Annotated in this window: 16 protein-coding genes and 8 tRNA genes; 18 read left to right on the forward strand and 6 right to left on the reverse strand. The window is 52.7% G+C overall.

The window, feature by feature from the left end; all coding sequences use genetic code 11:
* Positions 1 to 6: 6 nt before the first annotated feature.
* Positions 7 to 1,911 (forward strand): M2 family metallopeptidase, encoded by a 1,905-nt coding sequence (locus K0J45_RS10475; RefSeq protein WP_220042517.1) that lies wholly within the window; start codon positions 7 to 9, stop codon positions 1,909 to 1,911.
* Positions 1,912 to 2,065: 154 nt separating this feature from the next.
* Here the strand turns inward: K0J45_RS10475 and smrA are convergent, their stop codons facing one another.
* Complete coding sequence (gene smrA, locus K0J45_RS10480) at positions 2,066 to 2,656, reverse strand: DNA endonuclease SmrA (protein ID WP_220042518.1); 591 nt, start codon at positions 2,654 to 2,656, stop codon at positions 2,066 to 2,068.
* 488 nt (positions 2,657 to 3,144) lie between these two features.
* On the opposite strand from smrA, the gene K0J45_RS10485 reads away from it, so the two are divergent.
* Positions 3,145 to 3,711 (forward strand): YybH family protein, encoded by a 567-nt coding sequence (locus K0J45_RS10485; RefSeq protein WP_011865853.1) that lies wholly within the window; start codon positions 3,145 to 3,147, stop codon positions 3,709 to 3,711.
* Positions 3,704 to 4,183, forward strand: coding sequence for a YchJ family protein (locus K0J45_RS10490; RefSeq protein ID WP_220042519.1), 480 nt, complete (start codon positions 3,704 to 3,706; stop codon positions 4,181 to 4,183). Before K0J45_RS10485 ends, K0J45_RS10490 begins: the two co-directional genes overlap by 8 nt.
* 148 nt (positions 4,184 to 4,331) lie before the next feature.
* Here K0J45_RS10490 and K0J45_RS10495 read toward each other — a convergent pair whose 3' ends face one another.
* The 3 genes from K0J45_RS10495 to K0J45_RS10505 form a co-directional block, all read right to left on the reverse strand.
* Positions 4,332 to 6,521 (reverse strand): putative bifunctional diguanylate cyclase/phosphodiesterase, encoded by a 2,190-nt coding sequence (locus tag K0J45_RS10495; protein WP_220042520.1) that lies wholly within the window; start codon positions 6,519 to 6,521, stop codon positions 4,332 to 4,334.
* Between the two features lie 159 nt (positions 6,522 to 6,680).
* Positions 6,681 to 6,968, reverse strand: a complete 288-nt coding sequence (locus K0J45_RS10500; protein ID WP_220042521.1) for a DUF406 family protein — start codon at positions 6,966 to 6,968, stop codon at positions 6,681 to 6,683.
* A 72-nt stretch (positions 6,969 to 7,040) separates the two neighbouring features.
* Complete coding sequence (locus K0J45_RS10505) at positions 7,041 to 7,529, reverse strand: VC2046/SO_2500 family protein (RefSeq protein ID WP_220042522.1); 489 nt, start codon at positions 7,527 to 7,529, stop codon at positions 7,041 to 7,043.
* 125 nt (positions 7,530 to 7,654) lie between these two features.
* On the opposite strand from K0J45_RS10505, the gene K0J45_RS10510 reads away from it, so the two are divergent.
* From K0J45_RS10510 to K0J45_RS10525, 4 genes are all read left to right on the forward strand, one after another.
* Positions 7,655 to 7,739 (forward strand) — tRNA-Tyr (locus tag K0J45_RS10510).
* Between the two features lie 31 nt (positions 7,740 to 7,770).
* Positions 7,771 to 7,855: transfer RNA gene (locus K0J45_RS10515), tRNA-Tyr, on the forward strand.
* 40 nt (positions 7,856 to 7,895) lie between these two features.
* Positions 7,896 to 7,980, forward strand: a tRNA-Tyr gene (locus K0J45_RS10520).
* A gap of 283 nt (positions 7,981 to 8,263) precedes the next feature.
* Complete coding sequence (locus tag K0J45_RS10525) at positions 8,264 to 9,325, forward strand: PLP-dependent cysteine synthase family protein (RefSeq protein WP_220042523.1); 1,062 nt, start codon at positions 8,264 to 8,266, stop codon at positions 9,323 to 9,325.
* Positions 9,326 to 9,466: 141 nt separating this feature from the next.
* Here the strand turns inward: K0J45_RS10525 and queE are convergent, their stop codons facing one another.
* The gene (gene queE, locus K0J45_RS10530; RefSeq protein ID WP_011865859.1) at positions 9,467 to 10,135 is read right to left on the reverse strand and encodes a 7-carboxy-7-deazaguanine synthase QueE; all 669 of its coding nucleotides are present in this window, start codon (positions 10,133 to 10,135) and stop codon (positions 9,467 to 9,469) included.
* A gap of 184 nt (positions 10,136 to 10,319) precedes the next feature.
* Here queE and queC point away from each other — a divergent pair, with 184 nt between their 5' ends.
* Both queC and rrtA read left to right on the forward strand, forming a co-directional pair.
* Complete coding sequence (gene queC / locus K0J45_RS10535; protein ID WP_220042524.1) at positions 10,320 to 11,003, forward strand: 7-cyano-7-deazaguanine synthase QueC; 684 nt, start codon at positions 10,320 to 10,322, stop codon at positions 11,001 to 11,003.
* Positions 10,997 to 11,581, forward strand: a complete 585-nt coding sequence (gene rrtA, locus K0J45_RS10540) for a rhombosortase (RefSeq protein WP_220042525.1) — start codon at positions 10,997 to 10,999, stop codon at positions 11,579 to 11,581. The genes queC and rrtA overlap by 7 nt, the downstream gene beginning before the upstream one ends.
* A 144-nt stretch (positions 11,582 to 11,725) precedes the next feature.
* Here the strand turns inward: rrtA and uvrB are convergent, their stop codons facing one another.
* Positions 11,726 to 13,744, reverse strand: coding sequence for an excinuclease ABC subunit UvrB (uvrB, locus tag K0J45_RS10545; RefSeq protein WP_144204253.1), 2,019 nt, complete (start codon positions 13,742 to 13,744; stop codon positions 11,726 to 11,728).
* Between the two features lie 744 nt (positions 13,745 to 14,488).
* On the opposite strand from uvrB, the gene K0J45_RS10550 reads away from it, so the two are divergent.
* The 9 genes from K0J45_RS10550 to rsxC all read left to right on the forward strand — a co-directional run bounded on the left by K0J45_RS10550 (position 14,489) and on the right by rsxC (position 20,864).
* Positions 14,489 to 14,564, forward strand: a tRNA-Asn gene (locus K0J45_RS10550).
* A gap of 40 nt (positions 14,565 to 14,604) precedes the next feature.
* A tRNA-Asn gene (locus K0J45_RS10555) sits at positions 14,605 to 14,680 on the forward strand.
* A gap of 26 nt (positions 14,681 to 14,706) precedes the next feature.
* Positions 14,707 to 14,782, forward strand: a tRNA-Asn gene (locus tag K0J45_RS10560).
* Positions 14,783 to 14,806: 24 nt separating this feature from the next.
* Positions 14,807 to 14,882 (forward strand) — tRNA-Asn (locus tag K0J45_RS10565).
* 24 nt (positions 14,883 to 14,906) lie between these two features.
* A tRNA-Asn gene (locus K0J45_RS10570) sits at positions 14,907 to 14,982 on the forward strand.
* A 116-nt stretch (positions 14,983 to 15,098) separates the two neighbouring features.
* Positions 15,099 to 17,027, forward strand: coding sequence for an EAL domain-containing protein (locus K0J45_RS10575; protein ID WP_220042526.1), 1,929 nt, complete (start codon positions 15,099 to 15,101; stop codon positions 17,025 to 17,027).
* An 83-nt stretch (positions 17,028 to 17,110) separates the two neighbouring features.
* The gene (rsxA, locus tag K0J45_RS10580) at positions 17,111 to 17,689 is read left to right on the forward strand and encodes an electron transport complex subunit RsxA (protein ID WP_011865864.1); all 579 of its coding nucleotides are present in this window, start codon (positions 17,111 to 17,113) and stop codon (positions 17,687 to 17,689) included.
* A 2-nt stretch (positions 17,690 to 17,691) separates the two neighbouring features.
* Complete coding sequence (gene rsxB / locus K0J45_RS10585; protein WP_220042527.1) at positions 17,692 to 18,261, forward strand: electron transport complex subunit RsxB; 570 nt, start codon at positions 17,692 to 17,694, stop codon at positions 18,259 to 18,261.
* Positions 18,255 to 20,864 (forward strand): electron transport complex subunit RsxC, encoded by a 2,610-nt coding sequence (gene rsxC, locus K0J45_RS10590; protein ID WP_220042528.1) that lies wholly within the window; start codon positions 18,255 to 18,257, stop codon positions 20,862 to 20,864. Before rsxB ends, rsxC begins: the two co-directional genes overlap by 7 nt.

The raw sequence follows: 20,864 nt of genomic DNA on the forward strand, positions 1-20,864 counted from the left end.
GCACTCATGAAACCAATTTGTGCCAAGTTGACCCCGGTTGCCGTGGTCATCGCACTCTCTCTAGGGATCGGCGGCTGTAACGACGATAACAATGTCAATACACAAAGCAAGGCCACTACAGGAAGCAAAGCCCTGCAGGCGGCAGGGCAAGATGGTCTAAAACGAACAACCTCTGAGCAAGATAATCTGGCCGAGGCCAAGCAATTTATCAACCAGGCCGAGAACCAACTCGCCGATCTGTCTATCGAACAAAACCGCGCAGAGTGGATCTACAGCAACTTCATCACCGAAGACACGGCCGCCCTCGCCGCCTCTGTCGGCGAACGCCAAACCGCCCTATCGGTACAGCTAGCCACCCAGGCCGCCAACTATAGCCAGCTACCACTGGGTGAGGTCAACGCCCGTAAACTCAACATCTTACGTAGCGCATTGGTGCTGCCGGCCCCTCTGGATCCTAAGAAGAATGCCGAACTTGCCAATATCAGCGCCGAGCTAAATGGCCTCTATGGTAAAGGCAAATACTGTCTGGCCGATGGACGCTGTCTCACTCAGCCAGAGCTTTCGGGCATCATGGCCAGCTCACGCGATCCTAAAGAGCTTGAGGAGATCTGGAAAGGCTGGCGCGAGATCTCCAAGCCGATGCGTCCGCTGTTTGAGCGCGAAGTGGAGTTAGCCAACGAAGGAGCTAAAGATCTGGGTTATGCCAACCTGTCAGAACTCTGGCGTAGCCAGTACGACATGCAGCCAGATGCTTTCTCTGCAGAGCTCGACAGACTCTGGGGCCAGGTAGAGCCTCTGTATGAATCGCTGCACTGTTATGTCAGGGGCGAGCTGAACGAAAAATATGGCGACGAAGTCGCACCTAACAAAGGCCCTATTCCAGCGCATCTGCTTGGCAACATGTGGGCCCAGCAATGGGGTAACGTCTATGACATGGTGGCGCCGCAAGATGCTGATCCTGGCTATGATGTGACCGAGCTGCTGGCAAAACAGGGCTACGATGAGCATCAGATGGTTAAACAGGCCGAGAGCTTCTTCACCTCGCTCGGTTTCGACCCACTACCTGAAACCTTCTGGAGCCGTTCGCTCTTCCTGCAGCCCAAGGATCGCGATGTGGTCTGTCACGCCTCGGCCTGGGATCTGGATAACCTAGATGATATTCGTATCAAGATGTGTATCCAGAGGACGGCGGAAGATTTCACCGTTATTCACCATGAACTGGGCCATAATTTCTATCAACGCGCCTATAAAGAGCAGCCCTTCATCTTTAAGAACAGCGCCAACGACGGCTTCCATGAGGCGATTGGTGACACGGTTGCCCTGTCGATCACGCCTAACTACCTAAAGCAGATAGGCCTACTGCAAGAGGTGCCAGATGCCTCTAAAGATATCGGTCTCTTGCTAAGACAGGCACTGGATAAGGTGGCCTTCCTGCCCTTCGGCCTCATGATAGATCAATGGCGCTGGAAGGTATTTAGCGGCGAGATCACCCCGGCGCAATACAACCAAGCATGGTGGGAACTGCGTGAAAAGTATCAGGGCGTCAAGGCGCCAATCGCCCGTAGCGAAGCCGACTTCGACCCGGGTGCCAAGTACCATGTACCCGGCAACGTACCTTACACCCGCTACTTCCTGGCGCATATTCTCCAGTTCCAGTTCCATAAGGCGCTGTGTGATATCGCAGGCGATAAGGGCCCGGTTCACCGTTGCAGCATCTATGGCAACAAGGATGCAGGCGCTAAGCTAAACGCCATGTTAGAGATGGGTCAGAGTAAGCCTTGGCCAGAAGCCCTTGAAGTGGTGACAGGCTCACAAAACATGGATGCCTCTGCGGTACTCGATTACTTTGCGCCGCTAAAAGTCTGGCTGGATGAGCAGAACAAGCAGGCTAACCGTCAGTGTGGCTGGTAAGCGACAATCTCATCAAACAGGCGTACTTAGACCAATACATAGCCTGATTTGAGAGAGTAGAAACAAAAAATCACCTCCTCGGAGGTGATTTTTTTTAAACTAAACACTATTAAGGCAGCAACAAACGCTCTCACAAATTAAGAGCCTTGCTAGGTTAAGCCCAGCGGTGCGTTCCCTTAGCATGTTGCTCTGCGGTGTCTAACTTATCTTGCTCCGATTTCGTTAGCATCACCATCATGGCACCTGGACCGCCCCAGGCAGCTGGCGCACTATGAAAGGCCTGCACCACCTCTATCTCGGCAAGCCAGGCAGCAACGTAAGATTTGAGCTTGGCGGGAATAGGCTGACTATTCACCCCTGTGCCGTGGATCACGATAAGGTTTCTTAGCCCTGACGCCTGACTGTTTATCACAAAATCGAAAAGCAGCTCTCTGGCCCTGGCTAGACTCAGGCCGGTTACATCCAGATCCGCCTGCACATCATATTTTCCCTGGCGAAACAGCTTAAACACCTGTCCCTGCACGCCCTGTTTCTTAACGCTCACCACGGCAAGTGGATCCAGCGGCGTAATATCATTTAGTTCGAGGGACAGTTTCTCAAGCGCTAAGCGCCGCTGCGCATCATGATGACGCTGCTGCCCCTCAGCGCTCAAACCACTCAGAATTGGCGTGACCGCATTACTTGCCTTTAACGGCTTAACACCTTGCATAGAAGCGAGAAATAAAGCGCTTTCATCTTCACTCATGCCTATCTCCTTCACTTCTGTCTTTCACTAACACGCCGGGGCCCGCTATGGTGTTATTGTTACGAGCGACACAGCCTAAAAGCTCACTATTTAGTATTAATAGCAAATCGGCAAGTCACTTGCGGAGTCAAACACTCAGCCAATCATGAAACCAATCACGACATCCAATTACTGCATACAGGCACCCGGTCAGCTAAAAGTATCCGTTTAGGCTCAGCAAAACTCAAGTGCGCTATAGGGTAGGCCCATTCAAGCGACTCAAAAATCACCAATCCATGGTCAGCAACCTGGTAGGTTTTGCATTTCATGTCTTATGAGGCACAGAAGCCTTGATGCTTGTAAACATCGAGAAAAGAGGTGATTAGCGGTAAAGTTGCAGAAAAAAGCAACGCCCAGTGCTAGAGACACAATTTGTTAAGAACTAAATCTTTCGCATCAAAAGGCCATGGATTATAGTGACCCTAGTATTAGCAGCAGCGTATAGCTAAATGAAACTCTTCAAATTTGTCCTTGTCTTGGGGCTCTGTGCTCTCAATTTCCAAGCCTTTGCCCAAAAGAATGACAATGATGCCTTAAATCAGTTCTATAAGCAGTTCAGCGTCGCGTTTGAACAGCTAGACGCGGCCGTGATTCAAGATATCTACGCGGAGAATGCCTGCTACATTCCCGAGCAACAGAACAAAGAGATCACCATGGGGCGCGATAACATTATCGAGCTCTACAAACGCTTCTTTGGCAAGATTAAACATAAGAATGCTCAGATAGAGGTGGATTTTCGCGTGGTCGAGCGCCAGCTAGACAAACAACAGGCGACCGATGTGGGCTACTATCTTATCCGCTTCTATCCGCCTAAAGAAACCGAAGAACCCGTGAGTGAGTTCGCTGGTAAGTTTGTCACCGTCTCCAAGAAGAAAGCCGATGGCAAATGGTACCTCACGGTAGATACCAACAATCGCTCGGAACCGTCGTTTTACTATAGTGCCAAGCCGTTACCTAACCTCTATTATGGCCGTCAGTTTTCGACCCTAAACGAGTCAAGCAGCAATCATGATTAACCCCTCCCTCCCATGCCCCTGTGGCAGGTCGGTGAAAGATAAACCCCTAAGCTACAACCAGTGTTGTGAACCTTTTCATCTCGGTGTCATTGCACCGGATCCCGAATCTTTGATGCGTAGCCGTTATTCGGCTTTCGTGCTCAAACGCCATCAGTATCTTATCGATACCCATCATCCCGACTATCTTAACGGCCTAAGTGTCGAGATCCTCGATGAAGAGAATCATACGAGTTGGCTGGGGCTGAGCGTCAATCGAAGCAGCAGCGCTCAAGATGCGGGAATGGTGGAGTTTCACGCTTGGTACCAGGGCAGCAACGGACTAGATGCCATTCATGAAGTCTCAGACTTTGTAAAGCAAGATGGTCGCTGGTGGTACACCCAGGGCGAGCAACTTGTACCCAAATACCCCAAACGCAACGATCCCTGCGTCTGCCAGAGCGGCAAGAAATTTAAGCAGTGCTGTCTTAAATAGTTAGATTGGATTTTATTGGCCGGTAGTACTAATAGATAGGCTACCAAACTGGCTGTGACAGCTTATACACCACAGGCTGAGCGCCCACGCAAACTTTCACGTCTAAACCACTACCGCGGCGGATTAGTTCGGCATAACTATAGTTGTGTCAGTGTAGCGGCGTCTCGGCATTGGCTCGCAGGAACTGGCTGAATTCGGCCTCCCTAAGGGCTGGGCTGTAGAGGAAACCTTGGGCCTGATGACAACTTAATGCCGATAGGAAAGACTCCTGCTCGGCGGTCTCGACCCCTTCGGCCGTCAACGACAGATTAAGCGCCTTAGCCATGGCGATGATGGCGCTGACGATCTCGCGGCTCTCCCGACTGACACTCAGATCTGATATGAAGGATCTGTCTATCTTAAGCTTTGAGATGGGGAACTGCTTGAGATAACGCATCGAGCTGTAACCCGTGCCGAAATCGTCGATCGCCAGCCCCACCCCTAACTCGGCCAACTCTTTACAAAGGTTAGTCGCATAGACCACATCTTCCATCAGCTCGGTCTCGGTGATCTCTAAGATCAAGGTATTTGGGCGAATACGATAACGGGTAACCAGTTGCCATACCTGATCATAGAGCTGAGTACTGAAAAACTGCCGCGCCGATACATTCACATGCATGGAGATGTTGATGTTATGGTGCTGCCACAGATTGAGCTGACGGCAGGCGGCCTCTAACACCCATTCGCCGATGGCGGCGATCATGCCGGTTTGCTCGGCGATATCGATAAAGGCGCCTGGATAGAGCACGCCCTTCTTGGGGTGATGCCAACGGATCAAGGCCTCGGCACCGATATAGGCCTGACGGCCGAGATCTTTAAGCGGCTGATAATAGAGCTCAAACTCCCGATTCTTCAGCGCCGCCTGCAGATCTCGCTCGATCTGCGCATCTTCTTTGAAGGTGTTTAACAGGGCATGGTTGAAGATCTGTATCGCGCTGCCCTGCTTCTTCTTGGCATATTGCACAGCGATATCGGCGCAGGTAAGCGCAGAAAACCCTGCCTCCAGGGCATCTATCTCGACCACAGAGAGCGCAGGTTTAGCCTCAAATGATTCTGTGCCCACCTGCACAGGCAGGCTCAGCTGATGATAGAGGCGCTTGATGGCATAATCCAGGTTCTGCTCATCCTCTACCCCTTGTAGCACCAAGGCAAACTCATCGCTGCCCACACGGGCCATCAGCTCCGCTTTTTTGACGCTGGCAAAATGTTTGATACGACGCGCTACCTCGATCAACAGGCTATCGCCCTTCTCATGACCATAGGTATCGTTGAAGCGCTTAAAGCCCCTGAGATCGATCAACATTAGATGGCCGCTGCGCAGTTTTTCCAAGGCGCGATTGAAATAGCTGCGGTTATAGAGGCCAGTCAGCGAACAGCGCCAGGCTAGACGCTCGAGTTCATTCTGCTGCACCAACTCTTCCGAGCAATCTTCGGCGGTCACCAGGGCGTAATGGTTGCCTCTAGGCGTGGTGAAGGGACGCACTCGATAGCGCAGCCAGTAGCTTTCGCCGTCACGGCGGGTCAACTGGGTGTTTCCCTTGGTGATCTTGCCTTGCTTGACCTGAGCGAGTACCGCATCGGCCTGCACTGGCGATTGCTTAAAGAAATCCAGACAGGCGAGCGATTTGCCTAAGATCTGCTGCTTAGGCACCCCAGAGATGGCGTGATGGGCGCCGTTGACGTATTCAATCTTATCCGTGGCCAGATTGACCACCATGCTGATCTGTTCAGACTGCTCTATCGCCTTCAGGAACAGGCTCAGGCGCTCGTCTGTGTCGTAGGCTCTCTGAGTCGCCAGGGTCAACGCCAGCTGATCGGCGACTTGAGAGACGATATGGATTTCACTTTCCGGCCAATCATGGGGCTGGAAAGATTCGAGATAGAGCACACCTTCTAGATGGCCATTGATACGAATTGCCACATCAAGATGTGACACCACGGCGTTAGCCGTTAGATGCTCACGAATCTCGGCGACGCGGCAGTCCTGCTCAACGTCGAGCACGTCTATGATACGACCGCGTTTGAGTTGTTCAAAATAGTTAGGACAGAGACCCTGTGCGGGACGCGACGCATGATTCTGAGCAGAGTGATTAAATGAAGCTTGGCTTTGAGAACCCGTATGAGCTACGAGGTCACTGGTCTCACAACCGGAAAACAGGCAAACACCTATGTTATCGACCTTCAGGGATTGACTGAGCAGATCACAGGCAAGCTCGGCCGTCTCTTTAAACTGGCCTTCTTGTTTTTGCGTCGAATTGACTATCGTTTCAAGCAGATGTTGAAATTGTCGCTTGGTCATAAAATCCTACTGCCGATAACCTTTGCCAATAAAAAGGTTATCAAGGTAAAAACCGCCAAAGACGGTACAACATAGATGTTATTGTTATTATTTAACGTTCAATTTGTGCACATTACACGAATAACTAGCTAATTAGCAAGCAAATATGGCTGGCCCCTATTAGAGGCCATGCTCGAGTTGAAAAATCATCTTCTCGGCACTGTAACCAAAGGTCAGACGTAGCTCCAGCCCGGCTTCTACCGCCTTAATGTCACTCTTCACACCCTCGAAACGCTGTTTGGCCGCCTCTGCCAAGGCTTGCAACTCACTCTGAGCCTTGTCACCCTCACGAACCAGAGTCAGTACTGTGTCAAACTCATCGATCACCGCACCTATGTCGGCATAGCTGCCACAATCGTTACAGGTATCGTTGACTAACTCGGATTGACCTTCTTGAATCTTCTTCATTTTGACGCTTAACCTTTTTACTGAAAATGCTCTTAGCTATATATAGCAAAACCCGAGCGTTCGCACTTAAAACTAAGCCAAAATGTCTCCTAACGCACGTTGCCTGACGATCTGCTCGGTAAAATGGGGCAGCTCCATCACAGGTGCATCGGCGTCGAGTTCATTATGAAAACGCGCCAGGGTAACGGGATCGCAGTTAGCCAACACCTCTTGCATCGCCAGTGGATCTCGCCCTCTATGCACCAAAGGCTCGGGGTTTAAATATTGCTGTAGATGAAAACCACAGAGACCCGATTGATGAAACTGCTCACTATTATCTCTGTCTTCACCCAGATGCAGTGCGCTGGTCAGGGGCTGAGCGTCCGGTAACTCAAACTGACGCTTGAGTTTCGTTTCAAGATCACTGGGGGTTTGCTCCAGGTTAAACTGCGCCATATCGCGGGCGTCGTTTGACAACATGGCCAGCAGCAGACCAAATTCCCCCCGGCGATGATCGACTATCGCCTGGTTGAGTCGGGTTCCCAATTGATTTTCGTTGATGATCAACTGACTAGTTCGCATAAAAAAACATCAATAAAACAGCTCGTTGCTATTTAATCGACCGCTTGCGCCATAACTTTAGTAATTATTTTAAATTGGGGCTTTACAGCGCCAACGATTCTGACTACTATGGCCGCCGCAATTGAGGAGGGGTTCCCGAGTGGCCAAAGGGATCAGACTGTAAATCTGACGGCTCAGCCTTCGAAGGTTCGAATCCTTCTCCCTCCACCATTTGCCTACAATGTAATAAAGAGATACTCGTGGAGGGGTTCCCGAGTGGCCAAAGGGATCAGACTGTAAATCTGACGGCTCAGCCTTCGAAGGTTCGAATCCTTCTCCCTCCACCATCTTTATCTTGTTATTACCTTGTGCTGCTGTAAAAAATATGGAGGGGTTCCCGAGTGGCCAAAGGGATCAGACTGTAAATCTGACGGCTCAGCCTTCGAAGGTTCGAATCCTTCTCCCTCCACCATTTTTTCTCCCGCGTTATTTCATCTCTCAGCTTTATCTTAAAACTTAACTTCCCCGTTTATTTTATCTATTGCCTTAAAGCGCATCTGTTTTTAAGCAAAACTAATTTCGTCCCGTTTGCTACCCACTGCAGCCTAGGGCTTAAGTAATTTTCCAGTCGCTCCTTCAATTATCGCAACAAGCGCCCTCAACGCTCGGTCGCATTTCTTTTCGATTTTCCTTTTCGTTATAAATTATTTCGTTAAGCTATAAGGTCTATCCGCTCAATAACCTCAGGAGCCACAATGGATCAATCTTGGGTCAACCAGGCCATCGCAAAGATCGAGGCTGATTATCAACGCAGTGCAGACACTCATCTGATCAAGCTGGAACTGCCCATGCTGCCCGGCATCGATATCTACCTAAAAGATGAAAGCACCCATCCCACAGGCAGCCTCAAGCATCGCCTGGCGCGCTCTCTATTTCTCTACGCCCTTTGTAACGGCTGGATCACCCAAGATACGCCCATTATCGAATCCTCCTCCGGTAGCACCGCAGTGTCCGAGGCCTACTTCGCGCGCCTACTGGGGCTGCCATTTATCGCCGTGATGCCCGCCTCTACCGCCAAGAAGAAGATCCAACAGATCGAGTTTTATGGTGGACGCTGCCATTTCGTCGAGCATTCGAGTCAGATCTACGCCGAGTCACAGCGCCTGGCCGACGAGCTATCGGGCCACTATATGGATCAGTTTACCTACGCAGAGCGGGCCACCGACTGGCGCGGTAACAACAATATCGCCAACTCCATCTTCGAGCAGATGCAAAAAGAGCCGCATCCCGTCCCCAGCTGGATCGTGATGAGCCCTGGCACCGGCGGCACCTCGGCCACCATAGGCCGCTATATTCGTTACCAGTGTGCCAAGACCAAGCTTTGTGTGGTGGACCCAGAAAATTCGGTATTCTACGACTATTACCATAGTGGCGATGCCAGTATCAGCTGCGCCGGCGCCAGCCGTATCGAAGGGATAGGCCGGCCACGGGCCGAGCCCTCTTTTATCCCAGGCGTTGTCGACCATATGGTCAAGATTGACGACGGCGCATCGATTGCCACCATCTATTGGTTAGAGACGCTGATAGGTCGCAAGGCAGGTCCTTCTACAGGCACCAACCTCTATGGCGCCCTGCAACTAGCGAGCGAGATGCATGCCAACGGTCAAACCGGTTCTATCGTTACCCTACTATGCGACTCGGGAGATCGTTATCTCGATACTTACTACGACAAGCAATGGGTCGATGAGCATATTGGCGACATCACTGAGTATCAGACCAAGCTAGCGACCTTTAACGAGTCGGGGCATTTGGAATAGCCAGTTCAATCTTTTCGTCTCTGGATCAAGGACTTTAGAGAAGATAAGCAAGCTTAATGAGTCATCAACAAAAACGGCGCCTTTAACTGGTTACTCCCGGTTGGCGCCGTTTTTTTATGTGAATATAAGTATCCCTGATACTTAATCGATATTCAGATATTTATGTGTCTGAATAGAGAGGCGCCAATTACGCTCGATGCAGACCTTCATCGCCAGCTCGGTGGCGCGGGGCTTCTGGCTAATCGGCTGAAGGCAGATGGTCTTTCCAAGGGTGTCTATACCTTTGAGCAGCTCGTCAAGTTCCTCGATGTGGGAGGCCTTGGCGACCGGGTGTTTGATCTCATCGGCGCGTTCCAGCGCCTGCTCTAACACCTTATATCCGCCCTTCATGTTGATCTTAGGCGACACAGTCACCCAAGCACGAGGGTCCACCAACACATCGAAGGTCCCGCTGGTCTCAATTTGACACTGCATGCCGGCATCGGCAAAGGCCTGAGTTAAGGCGATAAGATCATAGATACAAGGCTCGCCGCCGGTGATCACCACATGTTTGGCGCTAAAGCCCTGCACCTTGAAGTGCATCAGCAGCTCACGGGCATCCAGCTCGGCCCAGCGGCCGATGGCGCCGTCCACCTGGATCACTTGCTCCGAAGAGACGCGATTCTCGGCTAAGGTTTCCCAGGTATGTTTGGTATCGCACCATGAACACCCCACAGGGCAGCCCTGCAGACGGACGAAGATCGCCGGCACGCCCGTGTAAACCCCTTCACCTTGGATGGTTTCAAAAACTTCATTAACCGGATACTTCATCTTAAACCTCGTCACTTGCGGGCGGCTTTTATAGAAGATTTTGCCCCTACAAGCAAGTATAACCCCATTAATTCCCCAAGGTTTCACCAATTTGTCGATGGCATAGGCGGATCGCCACAAGAAAATTTGCAAGGCCTTCATGGTCAGTTAAACTATCGACAAATTTTCTATCCGGACAGATCAGATGTCTAAAGCTGTTGTCGTGTTTAGTGGCGGACAAGACTCCACCACCTGTTTAATTCAAGCCCTGAATCAATATGATGAAGTGCATGCGGTTACCTTCGATTATGGCCAACGCCACAGCGAAGAGATCGCCACCGCCGCCAAGTTGGCCAAGGACCTCAAAGTCGCCAGTCATAAGATATTGGATGTGACCGTATTGAACGAGCTGGCTATCTCAGCCCTCACCCGTGATGCCATCCCTGTGTCGAATGAATTAATGGAAAACGGCCTGCCCAACACCTTCGTGCCCGGCCGCAACATACTGTTTCTCACCTTGGCCGGGATCTATGCCTATCAGCTGGGCGCCGAGAGTGTGATCACCGGCGTGTGTGAAACCGACTTCTCCGGCTATCCAGATTGTCGCGACTCGTTTATCAAGGCAATGCAATCGGCGCTCGAGCAGGGAATGGATCGTGAACTTAAGCTTGTCACTCCCTTAATGTGGCTTAACAAGGCCCAGACCTGGGCACTGGCAGACAAATATCACAGCCTGGAGCTGGTCAGAGACCAGACCCTCACCTGCTACAACGGTATCGTCGGCAGTGGCTGCGGCACCTGCCCCGCCTGCCTGCTGAGAGCCAAGGGACTGAATGACTATCTGGAAGACAAAGCAGGCATCATGGCCGAACTGGACGCAAAATGTTAGGTCGGCTCACGTCGCGCGCTACGCCCTATAGCGTGGTGCTGGGGATCAGCATACTCTGCACTCTGCTCTACTTTCTCCACCTAGACGGCACGCTCGCCTTTCGCCGCAGTGCCATTGCGCACGGAGAGTGGTGGCGCCTGGTTAGCGGCAATCTGCTGCACACCAATCATTGGCACCTGCTGATGAACCTAGCAGGTCTGTGGGTGATCAGTTTTCTGCACGAGAACCACTACCGCGCCGGTAATTTCACCTTACTGTTGGCCCTGCTCTGCCTACTTCAGGGGCTAGGCCTCTACTGGTTTTTCCCCACCTTAGGCGGTTATGTAGGCCTCAGCGGCATGCTGCATGGTTTGTTTGCCTACGGCGCGCTAAAAGATATTCAGATGAAGATCCGCTCCGGCTACCTGCTATTTGCCGGCGTCTGCTTCAAGGTGGCTTATGAGCAGTATTACGGTGCCACGGATCAGATCACTAAGCTGATCGATGCCAGGGTCGCCACAGAGGCGCATTTGGTAGGTGTGATCAGCGGCGTGCTGGTATTTTTGCTCTATCGTCTCATCAGGCGACTGGCGCGCTAATGACTAGGCACTAATGACAAAGCGCTAATGACCTAACGCTAATAACCGAGTTAACGGCATTGCTTATAACATTGGCTCTGAAAAGATAAAAAAGGCTCACCTAGGTGAGCCTTTTCTTTTATGAATCGCTGCAGCGTGATCAGACTAAGCCTTAATAAGCGCCTCACGCAGGGCCAGCACCTCGTCACGCAGCGCTGCTGCCTGTTCAAACTCCAGGTCTCTTGCATGCTGGTGCATACGCTTCTCCAACTCATCGATCTGATGGCTGAGGCTGGACGCATCTTGCTTGGCATAGGTAGTTCTGGACTCGGCGACCTTCTGGTATTTCGGCAACACCTTGGCGGTATGCTCGTTATAGTCACCCAGATCCATCACATCGGCAATCTTCTTCGACACCCCTTTCGGTGTGATGCCGTTGGCCAGGTTGAACTCATGCTGTTTCTCCCTGCGACGCTCTGTCTCGCCGATCGCCTTGGCCATCGACTTAGTCATATTGTCGGCGTAGAGGATCACCTTACCGTTCACATTACGGGCGGCGCGACCTATGGTCTGAATGAGGGAGCGCTCTGAGCGAAGGAAGCCTTCCTTATCGGCATCTAAGATGCACACCAGGGAGACCTCCGGCATATCCAGGCCCTCCCTGAGCAAGTTGATGCCGACCAGCACATCAAATACACCCAGGCGTAGGTCGCGGATGATCTCCACCCGCTCTACCGTATCTATGTCTGAGTGCAGATAACGTACCTTGACACCATGCTCATCGAGATACTCGGTGAGATCCTCCGCCATACGTTTGGTTAGCGTGGTCACCAGCACCCGCTCGTTCACCGCGACGCGCTTGTTGGCTTCAGACAAGAGGTCGTCCACTTGAATTGCCACCGGGCGCACCTCTATCTCGGGATCCAACAGACCAGTCGGCCGCACCACCTGCTCGGCGATCTCCCCGTCACTCTTATCCAGCTCATATTGCGCCGGGGTCGCCGACACGAAGATGGTCTGTGGCATTAAAGACTCAAACTCTTCGAACTTGAGCGGACGGTTGTCCAGCGCCGAGGGCAGACGGAAACCATACTCCACCAGATTCATCTTGCGCGAACGGTCCCCCTTATACATGGCGCCGATCTGTGGCACAGTCACGTGAGACTCGTCGAGGATCAACAGGCCGTCGGCGGGCAGATAGTCCAATAGGGTCGGCGGCCCCTCACCCGGACGTCTGCCAGAGAGATAGCGGGAGTAGTTTTCGATGCCGGAGCAGTATCCCAGCTCTGTCATCATCTCAATATCGTATTGCACCCGCTCAGAGATCCGCTGCGCCTCGATAAGCTTATTATTGTCCAGCAGATACTGCTTGCGCTCTCTGAGCTCCTGCTTGATCTCCTCTGTGGCCGCCAGGATCTTCTCTCTGGGCGTCACATAGTGGGTCTTAGGATAGACAGTGGTGCGCGCGATGCGCTGCAGAATATGGCCGGTCAAGGGATCAAACAGGCTGAGGCGGTCAATTTCATCGTCGAACAGTTCGACGCGGATCGCTTGCTTGTCAGATTCGGCGGGGAAGATATCGATCACCTCACCGCGCACCCTGAAGGTACCGCGATCCAGCTCGATATCGTTGCGGGTATATTGCAGCTCGCTCAGGCGCTGCAGGATCTCCCTCTGGCCCATAAAATCGCCCTGACGCAGATGCAGCAACATCTTCATGTAGGACTCAGGGTCGCCCAGACCATAAATGGCCGACACAGAGGCGATCAGCACCACATCGCGCCGCTCAAGCAACGCCTTGGTGGCCGAGAGTCGCATCTGCTCGATATGGGCGTTGACCGAGGCATCCTTCTCGATGAAGGTATTGGTCGACGGCACATAGGCTTCGGGCTGATAATAGTCGTAGTAGGAGACGAAATACTCGACGGCATTATTAGGAAAGAACTCCTTCATCTCACCATAGAGCTGGGCCGCCAGGGTCTTGTTGGGCGCCATGATGATAGTTGGGCGCTGCATCTGCTTGATAACATTGGCAATGGTAAAGGTTTTTCCGGATCCCGTTACCCCAAGCAGTGTCTGGCTTGCCAGCCCGGCATCCAGGCCGTCGACAAGTTGCTTGATCGCGCCGGGCTGATCGCCAGCCGGCGCGTATTGCGAAACGAGATCAAATGCTGATTCACTCAATGGTGCACTCCTTTATAGCTGTGCACCTATCTTAAAGTACCCACAGCTATTAGCCAATGAGACGGTTCATTTTCTTATTAGGCAGAATTCACCAAAACACCCCATAAATGTCATCGGTTTGTCATGTAAGTTTTGTACAAGCGGCAAATTTGTACTCGACGGTCAAAAAACAGGCTAAAACTCACGCCTGTAGCCAATTTAATACACAAGTGAAGGGCCAAAACTCATTACATATCTGTAACGTCATGCAGATAAATGCATTAAGGGGCTTGATTTTCATAAGTTGTTGATAATTGGTGCCAATATTAAGATGCGCTAATTCTTGTCATTTTAAGTACAACCCGCAGAGCCACTGCGTTTGCCCGGCGATTTAGTGCCTAACCCACAGGCTTATCCACAGATTTAGTGGATAACTCCCGCAACCTCAGGATAATCGCGGCTTTAGCCCCTTTTACACATCGCCGCCCTTTTCGCTATAAGGATGTAATTTTACTACATTTGAAAACCCAGCCTATCAGAGGAGCGTCGTCGGCTGTCATATAGCGTCAGCATAAAATGCCAATAGCCGATAAATTTCAGCCAGATATGGCCGTTAAAGCAGCAAAATGCGCACTTAGCGATCACTGTGCGCATTAGATGAGCACTTAACAGCATAATTACACTTTTTTTGCCAAGTCGAGTTGACTCATGTGTAAGAGCGATTTAATATGCGCTCCGTCTTCAACGACGAGTCGCTTACACGATTCCCCAGTAGTTCAGTCGGTAGAACGGCGGACTGTTAATCCGTATGTCACTGGTTCAAGTCCAGTCTGGGGAGCCAAAGCGTCAAATTGAAGAAGATGAGTTAGCTATATAGATGTTCCCCTGTAGTTCAGTCGGTAGAACGGCGGACTGTTAATCCGTATGTCACTGGTTCGAGTCCAGTCAGGGGAGCCAATTTAGTTAACCATATAAGTATCAATTCCCCAGTAGTTCAGTCGGTAGAACGGCGGACTGTTAATCCGTATGTCACTGGTTCAAGTCCAGTCTGGGGAGCCACTTATACCATAGAGAAGTATCTACTCCCCTGTAGTTCAGTCGGTAGAACGGCGGACTGTTAATCCGTATGTCACTGGTTCAAGTCCAGTCTGGGGAGCCACTTCACTATCATATCTCTCTCGATTCCCCAGTAGTTCAGTCGGTAGAACGGCGGACTGTTAATCCGTATGTCACTGGTTCAAGTCCAGTCTGGGGAGCCACCTTCTTAAGTTTTACCCTCTGCGTTAACCTAAAAAACTCATCGGCCATAAAGCGTTAGACTAACTGTTTCAAATTTAGCTAGAATGAGCAGTCGATCAATTTAGGTTACTTTCTTATGGGCGTTGGAAAATCTATACATCTATTGCTGATAACGGCTTGTCTTGCCTTGACGGCGCTGGCCTATCTCAATCAGCGACAAGAGATCGCCGCAATAGCTGACTTCCAACTCAAGGAATATCAGGCCGATCCCATCTGGCAACAGCCCCTGCCCGAGCAAGGCCAGGCACTCTATACCCTGCTGACTAAGCAATACGAATTTCAGTTCTTCCAATATGTGCACCAATTAGACGGCAACCTCAACTACACCCATGGCGAACTTATCGCCTCAGACACAGATCTGGCAACGGCGCTCTTTAATCAGCCAAGGGAAAACACCCAGGCACTGCCCCAAGGCCGCCTGCAGGTGAAACTCTCCAGCCGCGCCATAGCCAAGGATGCACTGACTCATTTTACCCAAACTCTTATCTGGATAGTCGGTGGCTATCTGGCCCTGGCGGTACTCTTTACCCTCTTGATGGCCAGACAGAAGCGGACCATAGGCTATGCGGTCAATGCCCTGGACGGTTTCGCCGAGCTTAAATTTGATGCCATCGCCCATTCACGTTTTCACGGCGAACTCAAACCCTTAGGCCAGGCGCTGGAGCATTGCCGCGTCGCCCTGCATGACAAGTTCGATCAGCTGCAGCAACAGACAGAGCAGCTTAATCGTGAGGCCTATCAAGATCCTGTCACCCTATTTGGCACCCGCCCCAAGTTTACCGAGAAGCTCGACGCCCTCGCCAAGCCCGGCAAGTCGCGTATCGGACTGATGGCAATGATCAAGGCCACCGAACTTGGTCATGTTAACCAGAGCCAGGGCCGCGCGGCGGGCGATGACTACCTGGCAGGCGTCGCCACCTGCATCCGCAAGGCCCTACAAGGGATGCCAAATATCGAGGCGTTTCGGATCAGCAGCGCCGATTTTGCCGTCTTCATACCGGATCTGGTACTAAAGGATGCCCAGCAGCCGCTGGAGAAATTAAAAGCCCAGTTCGATGAGTACCAGCAAGGCAGCGATCTCGAATCGGTCGCCTATATTGGCATGGTGCCTTACGAGCAAGGCGGCGACGCCCTGTCTCTGGTCTATATTGCCGACGCCGCCGTCAGCATCGCCCAGACACTCGGCCCCAACAGCTATCATGTGCAGGAGAAGCTCAGCGACGAGGAACTGGTTGGCGATTCCCATTGGAAACTGGCCATCGAAGATATTATCAAGCGCCGCGCCATCAAGTTTCACGCCCAGGACATTCAACCCTGTCGCGGCGCCGACAACGTCTATCGCGAGCTGCTGTCGCGCTTCTATAGCAGCGAGGGCAAATTTCTGCCCACTGGCACAGTGATCGCCATGGCCGAGCGTCATGGGCTCAGCGTAGAGCTGGATAAGATCATCATACTCAGCACCCTGCGCCTGCTGCTCGACACCCCAACCTTCACCGGCGCCTTGGGCATCAACATCAGTACTGCCTCGGTCAACCAGCCCGCCTTTACCGCCTGGCTGAAAGATATCTTCGTGCGTCAGCGCCAGATCGCCTCGCGCCTGGTATTGGAGGTGAATGAGGCGGGAATGCAGGCCAATATCCGTCAGGCCCATAAGTTTGTGCGCGACATGCACAGTGTCGGCGCACGGGTGGCGGTCGAGCACTTTGGCATGGGGTTCACCTCCTTCAAGTTCTTTAAAGAGGTCAGGCCCGACTTTATTAAGCTCGACGGCAGCTATTCTCAGGGAATAGACACAGACAGCAACAATCGCTTCTTCGTGAAGATGATAGTCGATGTGGCCCGTAAGCAGTCGGTTAAGGTGATCGCCTCCAGTATAGAGCGTCAGGAAGAGAAGTTTGCCCTGGAGCAGCTTTTGGTGGACGGCCTGCAAGGCTTTTACATCGCTAAGCCTAAACCATTCACCGTAAAGGATGAACAATCTGCGCGCAGTCAGACGGCGGGATAAATAATCCCTTCATTCTTTGTGTTGTTTATCCCGGCCGAAAGGCCGATAATAGCCCGTAAATTAGATATAGATAACCCATTGAGATGAGCGAATATCTCCTCCTATTGGTCGGCACAGTGCTGGTCAACAACTTTGTATTAGTTAAATTTCTCGGCCTCTGCCCCTTCATGGGGGTCTCGAGTAAGTTGGAATCGGCTATCGGCATGTCGATGGCGACCACCTTCGTGCTCACCCTTGCCTCTATCTTAAGCTATCTGGTCGACACCTATCTGTTGACCCCTTTCGATCTCAGCTATCTGCGCACCATGGCCTTTATCCTGGTTATCGCCGTCGTGGTGCAGTTTACCGAGATGCTGGTACAGAAGACCAGCGCCGCCCTACACAGGGCCCTGGGTATCTATCTGCCGCTGATCACCACCAACTGCGCCGTACTGGGTGTAGCCCTGCTCAACGTCAACGAGAAGCACGACTTTATCGAGTCGGCCATCTATGGTTTTGGCGCGGCGGTCGGTTTCTCCATCGTCTTGATCCTCTTCTCCGCCATGCGTGAGCGCCTCGCCGCAGCCGATGTTCCGGCGCCCTTCAAGGGCGGCGCCATCGCCATGATCACCGCAGGCCTGATGTCTCTGGCCTTCATGGGCTTCACAGGTTTGGTTAATTAAGCATGAGCCAAGTTATTATTGCCATCATCCTATTAGGATTACTCGCCCTCGCCTTCGGGGCGCTTCTAGGCTACGCCGCCGAAAAATTTAAGGTCGAAGGCGATCCCATTATCGACCAGGCCGAGGCACTACTGCCGCAAACCCAATGTGGCCAATGCGGCTACCCAGGCTGTCGTCCCTACGCCGAGGCGATCGCCAACGGCGATAAGATCAACAAGTGTCCGCCGGGCGGCACCGCCACCATGGAGAAGCTTGCCGAGCTGATGGGCGTCGACCCAGAGCCGCTTACCGCCAGCGCCGAGACCCAGGTGAAGAAGGTTGCCTTCATTCGCGAGGCCGAATGTATCGGCTGCACTAAATGTATTCAGGCCTGTCCGGTCGATGCCATCCTAGGCACAGGCAAACAGATGCACACGGTTATTACTGACTACTGCACAGGTTGCGATCTGTGTGTCGAGCCTTGCCCTGTAGACTGTATCGACATGATCCCCGTTGCCGAGACACTGCAAAACTGGAGCTGGCAGCTCAATGCCATACCCGTGGTCAATATTAGCGAGGAATCTAAGTGTTAACCTTGTTAGAACAGATAGATAAAGGCACACTCTGGCGTATCCCCGGCGGTATTCACCCACCCGAACATAAAACGCTTTCCAACCAGAGCAAGATAAGCCGCTTGCCCCTTGCGGATCACTACCTCGTTCCTGTCCCGGGCGTCGGCGAAAACTGCACCTTAGCAGTGAAAGTCGGCGACACTGTCGCCAAGGGACAGCCCCTGACCCTGGGCGAAGGCTTTCGCCATCTGCCTGTCCATGCCCCTGTCTCGGGTAAAGTCGTCGCCATCGAAGAGCGTGCCAGCAACCACGCCTCTGCACTACCCGTGCTCACCTGCGTGATTGAAAACGATCATCAGGAGCAGTGGATCGAAAGTGTTCATGTGCCACTGAGTCTTGAGCAAGTGGCTGAGATGGACAATGATGCCATCATCAGGCGGATTCAGTCGGCTGGCATAGCGGGCCTTGGCGGCGCCGCCTTCCCAACCCATATCAAACTCAAACCTGTTAGCGAAATTGAGCTGCTGATCATCAACGGCGTCGAGTGTGAACCCTATATCACCTCTGACGACAAGCTGATGCAGGAAAGCAGCGATGAGATTGTCCGCGGCATAGAAATAGTCCATCAGTTACTCAGCCCGAAACGCATTATTGTCGCCATCGAAGACAATAAACCAGAGGCCATCGAGCAGATGGGCCATGCGCTCAACCGCAGCCAGCTGCCGAGTCACTGCGCGCGAGTGAGCAAGATCCCCACGCTCTATCCGTCAGGCGGCGAGAAGCAACTTATCCAGATCCTCACAGGACAAGAGGTGCCATCGGGTGCCATTCCGGCCAACCTGGGCATTCTGGTGCAAAACGTAGGCACCGCCTACAGCATCGCCCAGGCAGTCTATCGCAATATGCCGCTGATCGAGCGCGTGGTGACCCTGACCGGTCAAAATATCGCTAAGCCCGGCAACTACTGGGTCCCTATCGGCACGCCAGTCGAGCATCTGCTAGAGGTGGGTCAGTTTAGGGGCGATGCCAATGCCCCGGTGATCATCGGCGGCCCCATGATGGGCTACATGCTGCCGAATGTCGCGGCGCCTATCACCAAGGGCACCAACTGTGTGCTGATGCCGAGCGAGCAAGAGGTTGCACCGCCGAGTCCGGAGCAGCCCTGCATCCGCTGCGGCGAGTGTGCCCAGGCCTGTCCGGCGCAGTTGCTGCCCCAGCAGCTGTTCTGGCATGCCAAGGCCCAGGAATATGACAAGGCTGCCAGCTACAATCTGCGTGACTGTATCGAGTGTGGCTGCTGCAGCTATGTCTGCCCCAGCGACATTCCTCTAGTCGAATATTATCGCGTCGCCAAATCTGCACTACGCCAAGAGGCGGAAGAGAAGAAACAGGCGGAGCTTGCCAAGCAGAGATTCGATTCCCGCACCCTGCGCCTCGAGCAGGAGAAACAGGCGCGTGAAGAGAAAGCCAAACAGGCGGCCGAGCGTCGCAAGGCGCAGATGACAGGCTCTGATAAAGATGCCGTTGCCGCCGCCATGGCAAGAATCCAGGCCAAGAAGGCCGCAGAAGCCCAAGCCTCGGCAGGCGCTACGACAGAGCAGCCACAAGACAAGGTCGCCGCCGCTATCGCGAGGGCTAAGGCTAAGAAAGCCGCGCAGAAAGCTTCCAGCGAAACAGAAACTGAGACGAGCGAGCAGCCAGCATCACAAGTCATGGGGGCCGACAATAGTGAATCGGCCGCTATGAGTCAGAAAGATAAAGTCGCCGCCGCCATCGCCAGAGCCAAGGCGAAGAAAGCCGCACAAGACACGAGCGATACCACTGAAACAAGCCAAGCGCCCGCTCAGCAAGGTGCTGAGACTGCGCCATTAAGCCAGAAAGAGAAAGTCGCGGCGGCAATCGCCCGCGCCAAGGCCAAGAAAGCCGCTCAGGCTGGCTCAAATGAGCAGCAAACCGCGACTGTTGAGCACAGCGACGAGCCAATTGAGCGCAGCGACGAACCAGTTGAGCCAAGCGAAAACCAGAGTGCTAGCACAGACAATGTCGAAGGCACCGAAAAGGCAGATGCTGCGGCTGCTAAGAAGGCAAAAATTGCCGCCGCCATTGCTAAGGCCAAGGCAAAAAAGGCACAGCAAGAAGCTGAGGCTTCCGATGAGCCAGACGTCATGACCCCAGCTGAGGATATTGAAGCCAACAGTCCTGAAGCCATCAAGAAGGCAAAGATAGCCGCGGCAGTCGCCAAGGCCAAGGCGAAGAAGGCACTGCAGGCCGGATCAGGCGATGAGCCAAAAGCAGAAGTCGTAACTGATAAAGAGACTGCTAAAGCGGCAACTTTACAAGCTGAGGCGAATGATGATGCCGAGGCCAACAGTCCTGAAGCGATCAAGAAGACCAAGATAGCCGCCGCTGTCGCCAAGGCCAAGGCGAAAAAAGCCGCTCAGGCAAGCGCAAGTGATGAACAGCTCGCGCCCAGTGAAAGCCAGACCGATATCGAAGACTTTGCCGATACCAGCAGTCCTGAAGCCATCAAGAAGGCCAAGATAGCCGCCGCTGTCGCCAAGGCCAAGGCGAAGAAGCAGGCTAAGGCCCAGGCAGAGACCCCAAACAATGAGCACAAGGATTAA

It is taken from the genome of Shewanella alkalitolerans (genome assembly GCF_019457575.1).
In the GTDB taxonomy this organism is placed as follows: Bacteria; Pseudomonadota; Gammaproteobacteria; order Enterobacterales; family Shewanellaceae; genus Shewanella; species Shewanella loihica.

Excerpts from the sequence above, each read along its gene's own strand:
- K0J45_RS10490 (WP_220042519.1), top strand. The coding sequence starts at position 3,704 with ATGATTAACCCCTCCCTCCCATGCCCCTGTGGCAGGTCGGTGAAAGAT.
- K0J45_RS10495 (WP_220042520.1), bottom strand. The coding sequence starts at position 6,521 with ATGACCAAGCGACAATTTCAACATCTGCTTGAAACGATAGTCAATTCG.
- rsxB (WP_220042527.1), top strand. The coding sequence starts at position 17,692 with ATGAGCCAAGTTATTATTGCCATCATCCTATTAGGATTACTCGCCCTC.
- K0J45_RS10485 (WP_011865853.1), top strand. The coding sequence starts at position 3,145 with ATGAAACTCTTCAAATTTGTCCTTGTCTTGGGGCTCTGTGCTCTCAAT.
- smrA (WP_220042518.1), bottom strand. The coding sequence starts at position 2,656 with ATGAGTGAAGATGAAAGCGCTTTATTTCTCGCTTCTATGCAAGGTGTT.
- rrtA (WP_220042525.1), top strand. The coding sequence starts at position 10,997 with ATGTTAGGTCGGCTCACGTCGCGCGCTACGCCCTATAGCGTGGTGCTG.
- queC (WP_220042524.1), top strand. The coding sequence starts at position 10,320 with ATGTCTAAAGCTGTTGTCGTGTTTAGTGGCGGACAAGACTCCACCACC.
- K0J45_RS10475 (WP_220042517.1), top strand. The coding sequence starts at position 7 with ATGAAACCAATTTGTGCCAAGTTGACCCCGGTTGCCGTGGTCATCGCA.
- rsxA (WP_011865864.1), top strand. The coding sequence starts at position 17,111 with ATGAGCGAATATCTCCTCCTATTGGTCGGCACAGTGCTGGTCAACAAC.
- K0J45_RS10525 (WP_220042523.1), top strand. The coding sequence starts at position 8,264 with ATGGATCAATCTTGGGTCAACCAGGCCATCGCAAAGATCGAGGCTGAT.
- K0J45_RS10505 (WP_220042522.1), bottom strand. The coding sequence starts at position 7,529 with ATGCGAACTAGTCAGTTGATCATCAACGAAAATCAATTGGGAACCCGA.
- K0J45_RS10500 (WP_220042521.1), bottom strand. The coding sequence starts at position 6,968 with ATGAAGAAGATTCAAGAAGGTCAATCCGAGTTAGTCAACGATACCTGT.
- K0J45_RS10575 (WP_220042526.1), top strand. The coding sequence starts at position 15,099 with ATGGGCGTTGGAAAATCTATACATCTATTGCTGATAACGGCTTGTCTT.
- queE (WP_011865859.1), bottom strand. The coding sequence starts at position 10,135 with ATGAAGTATCCGGTTAATGAAGTTTTTGAAACCATCCAAGGTGAAGGG.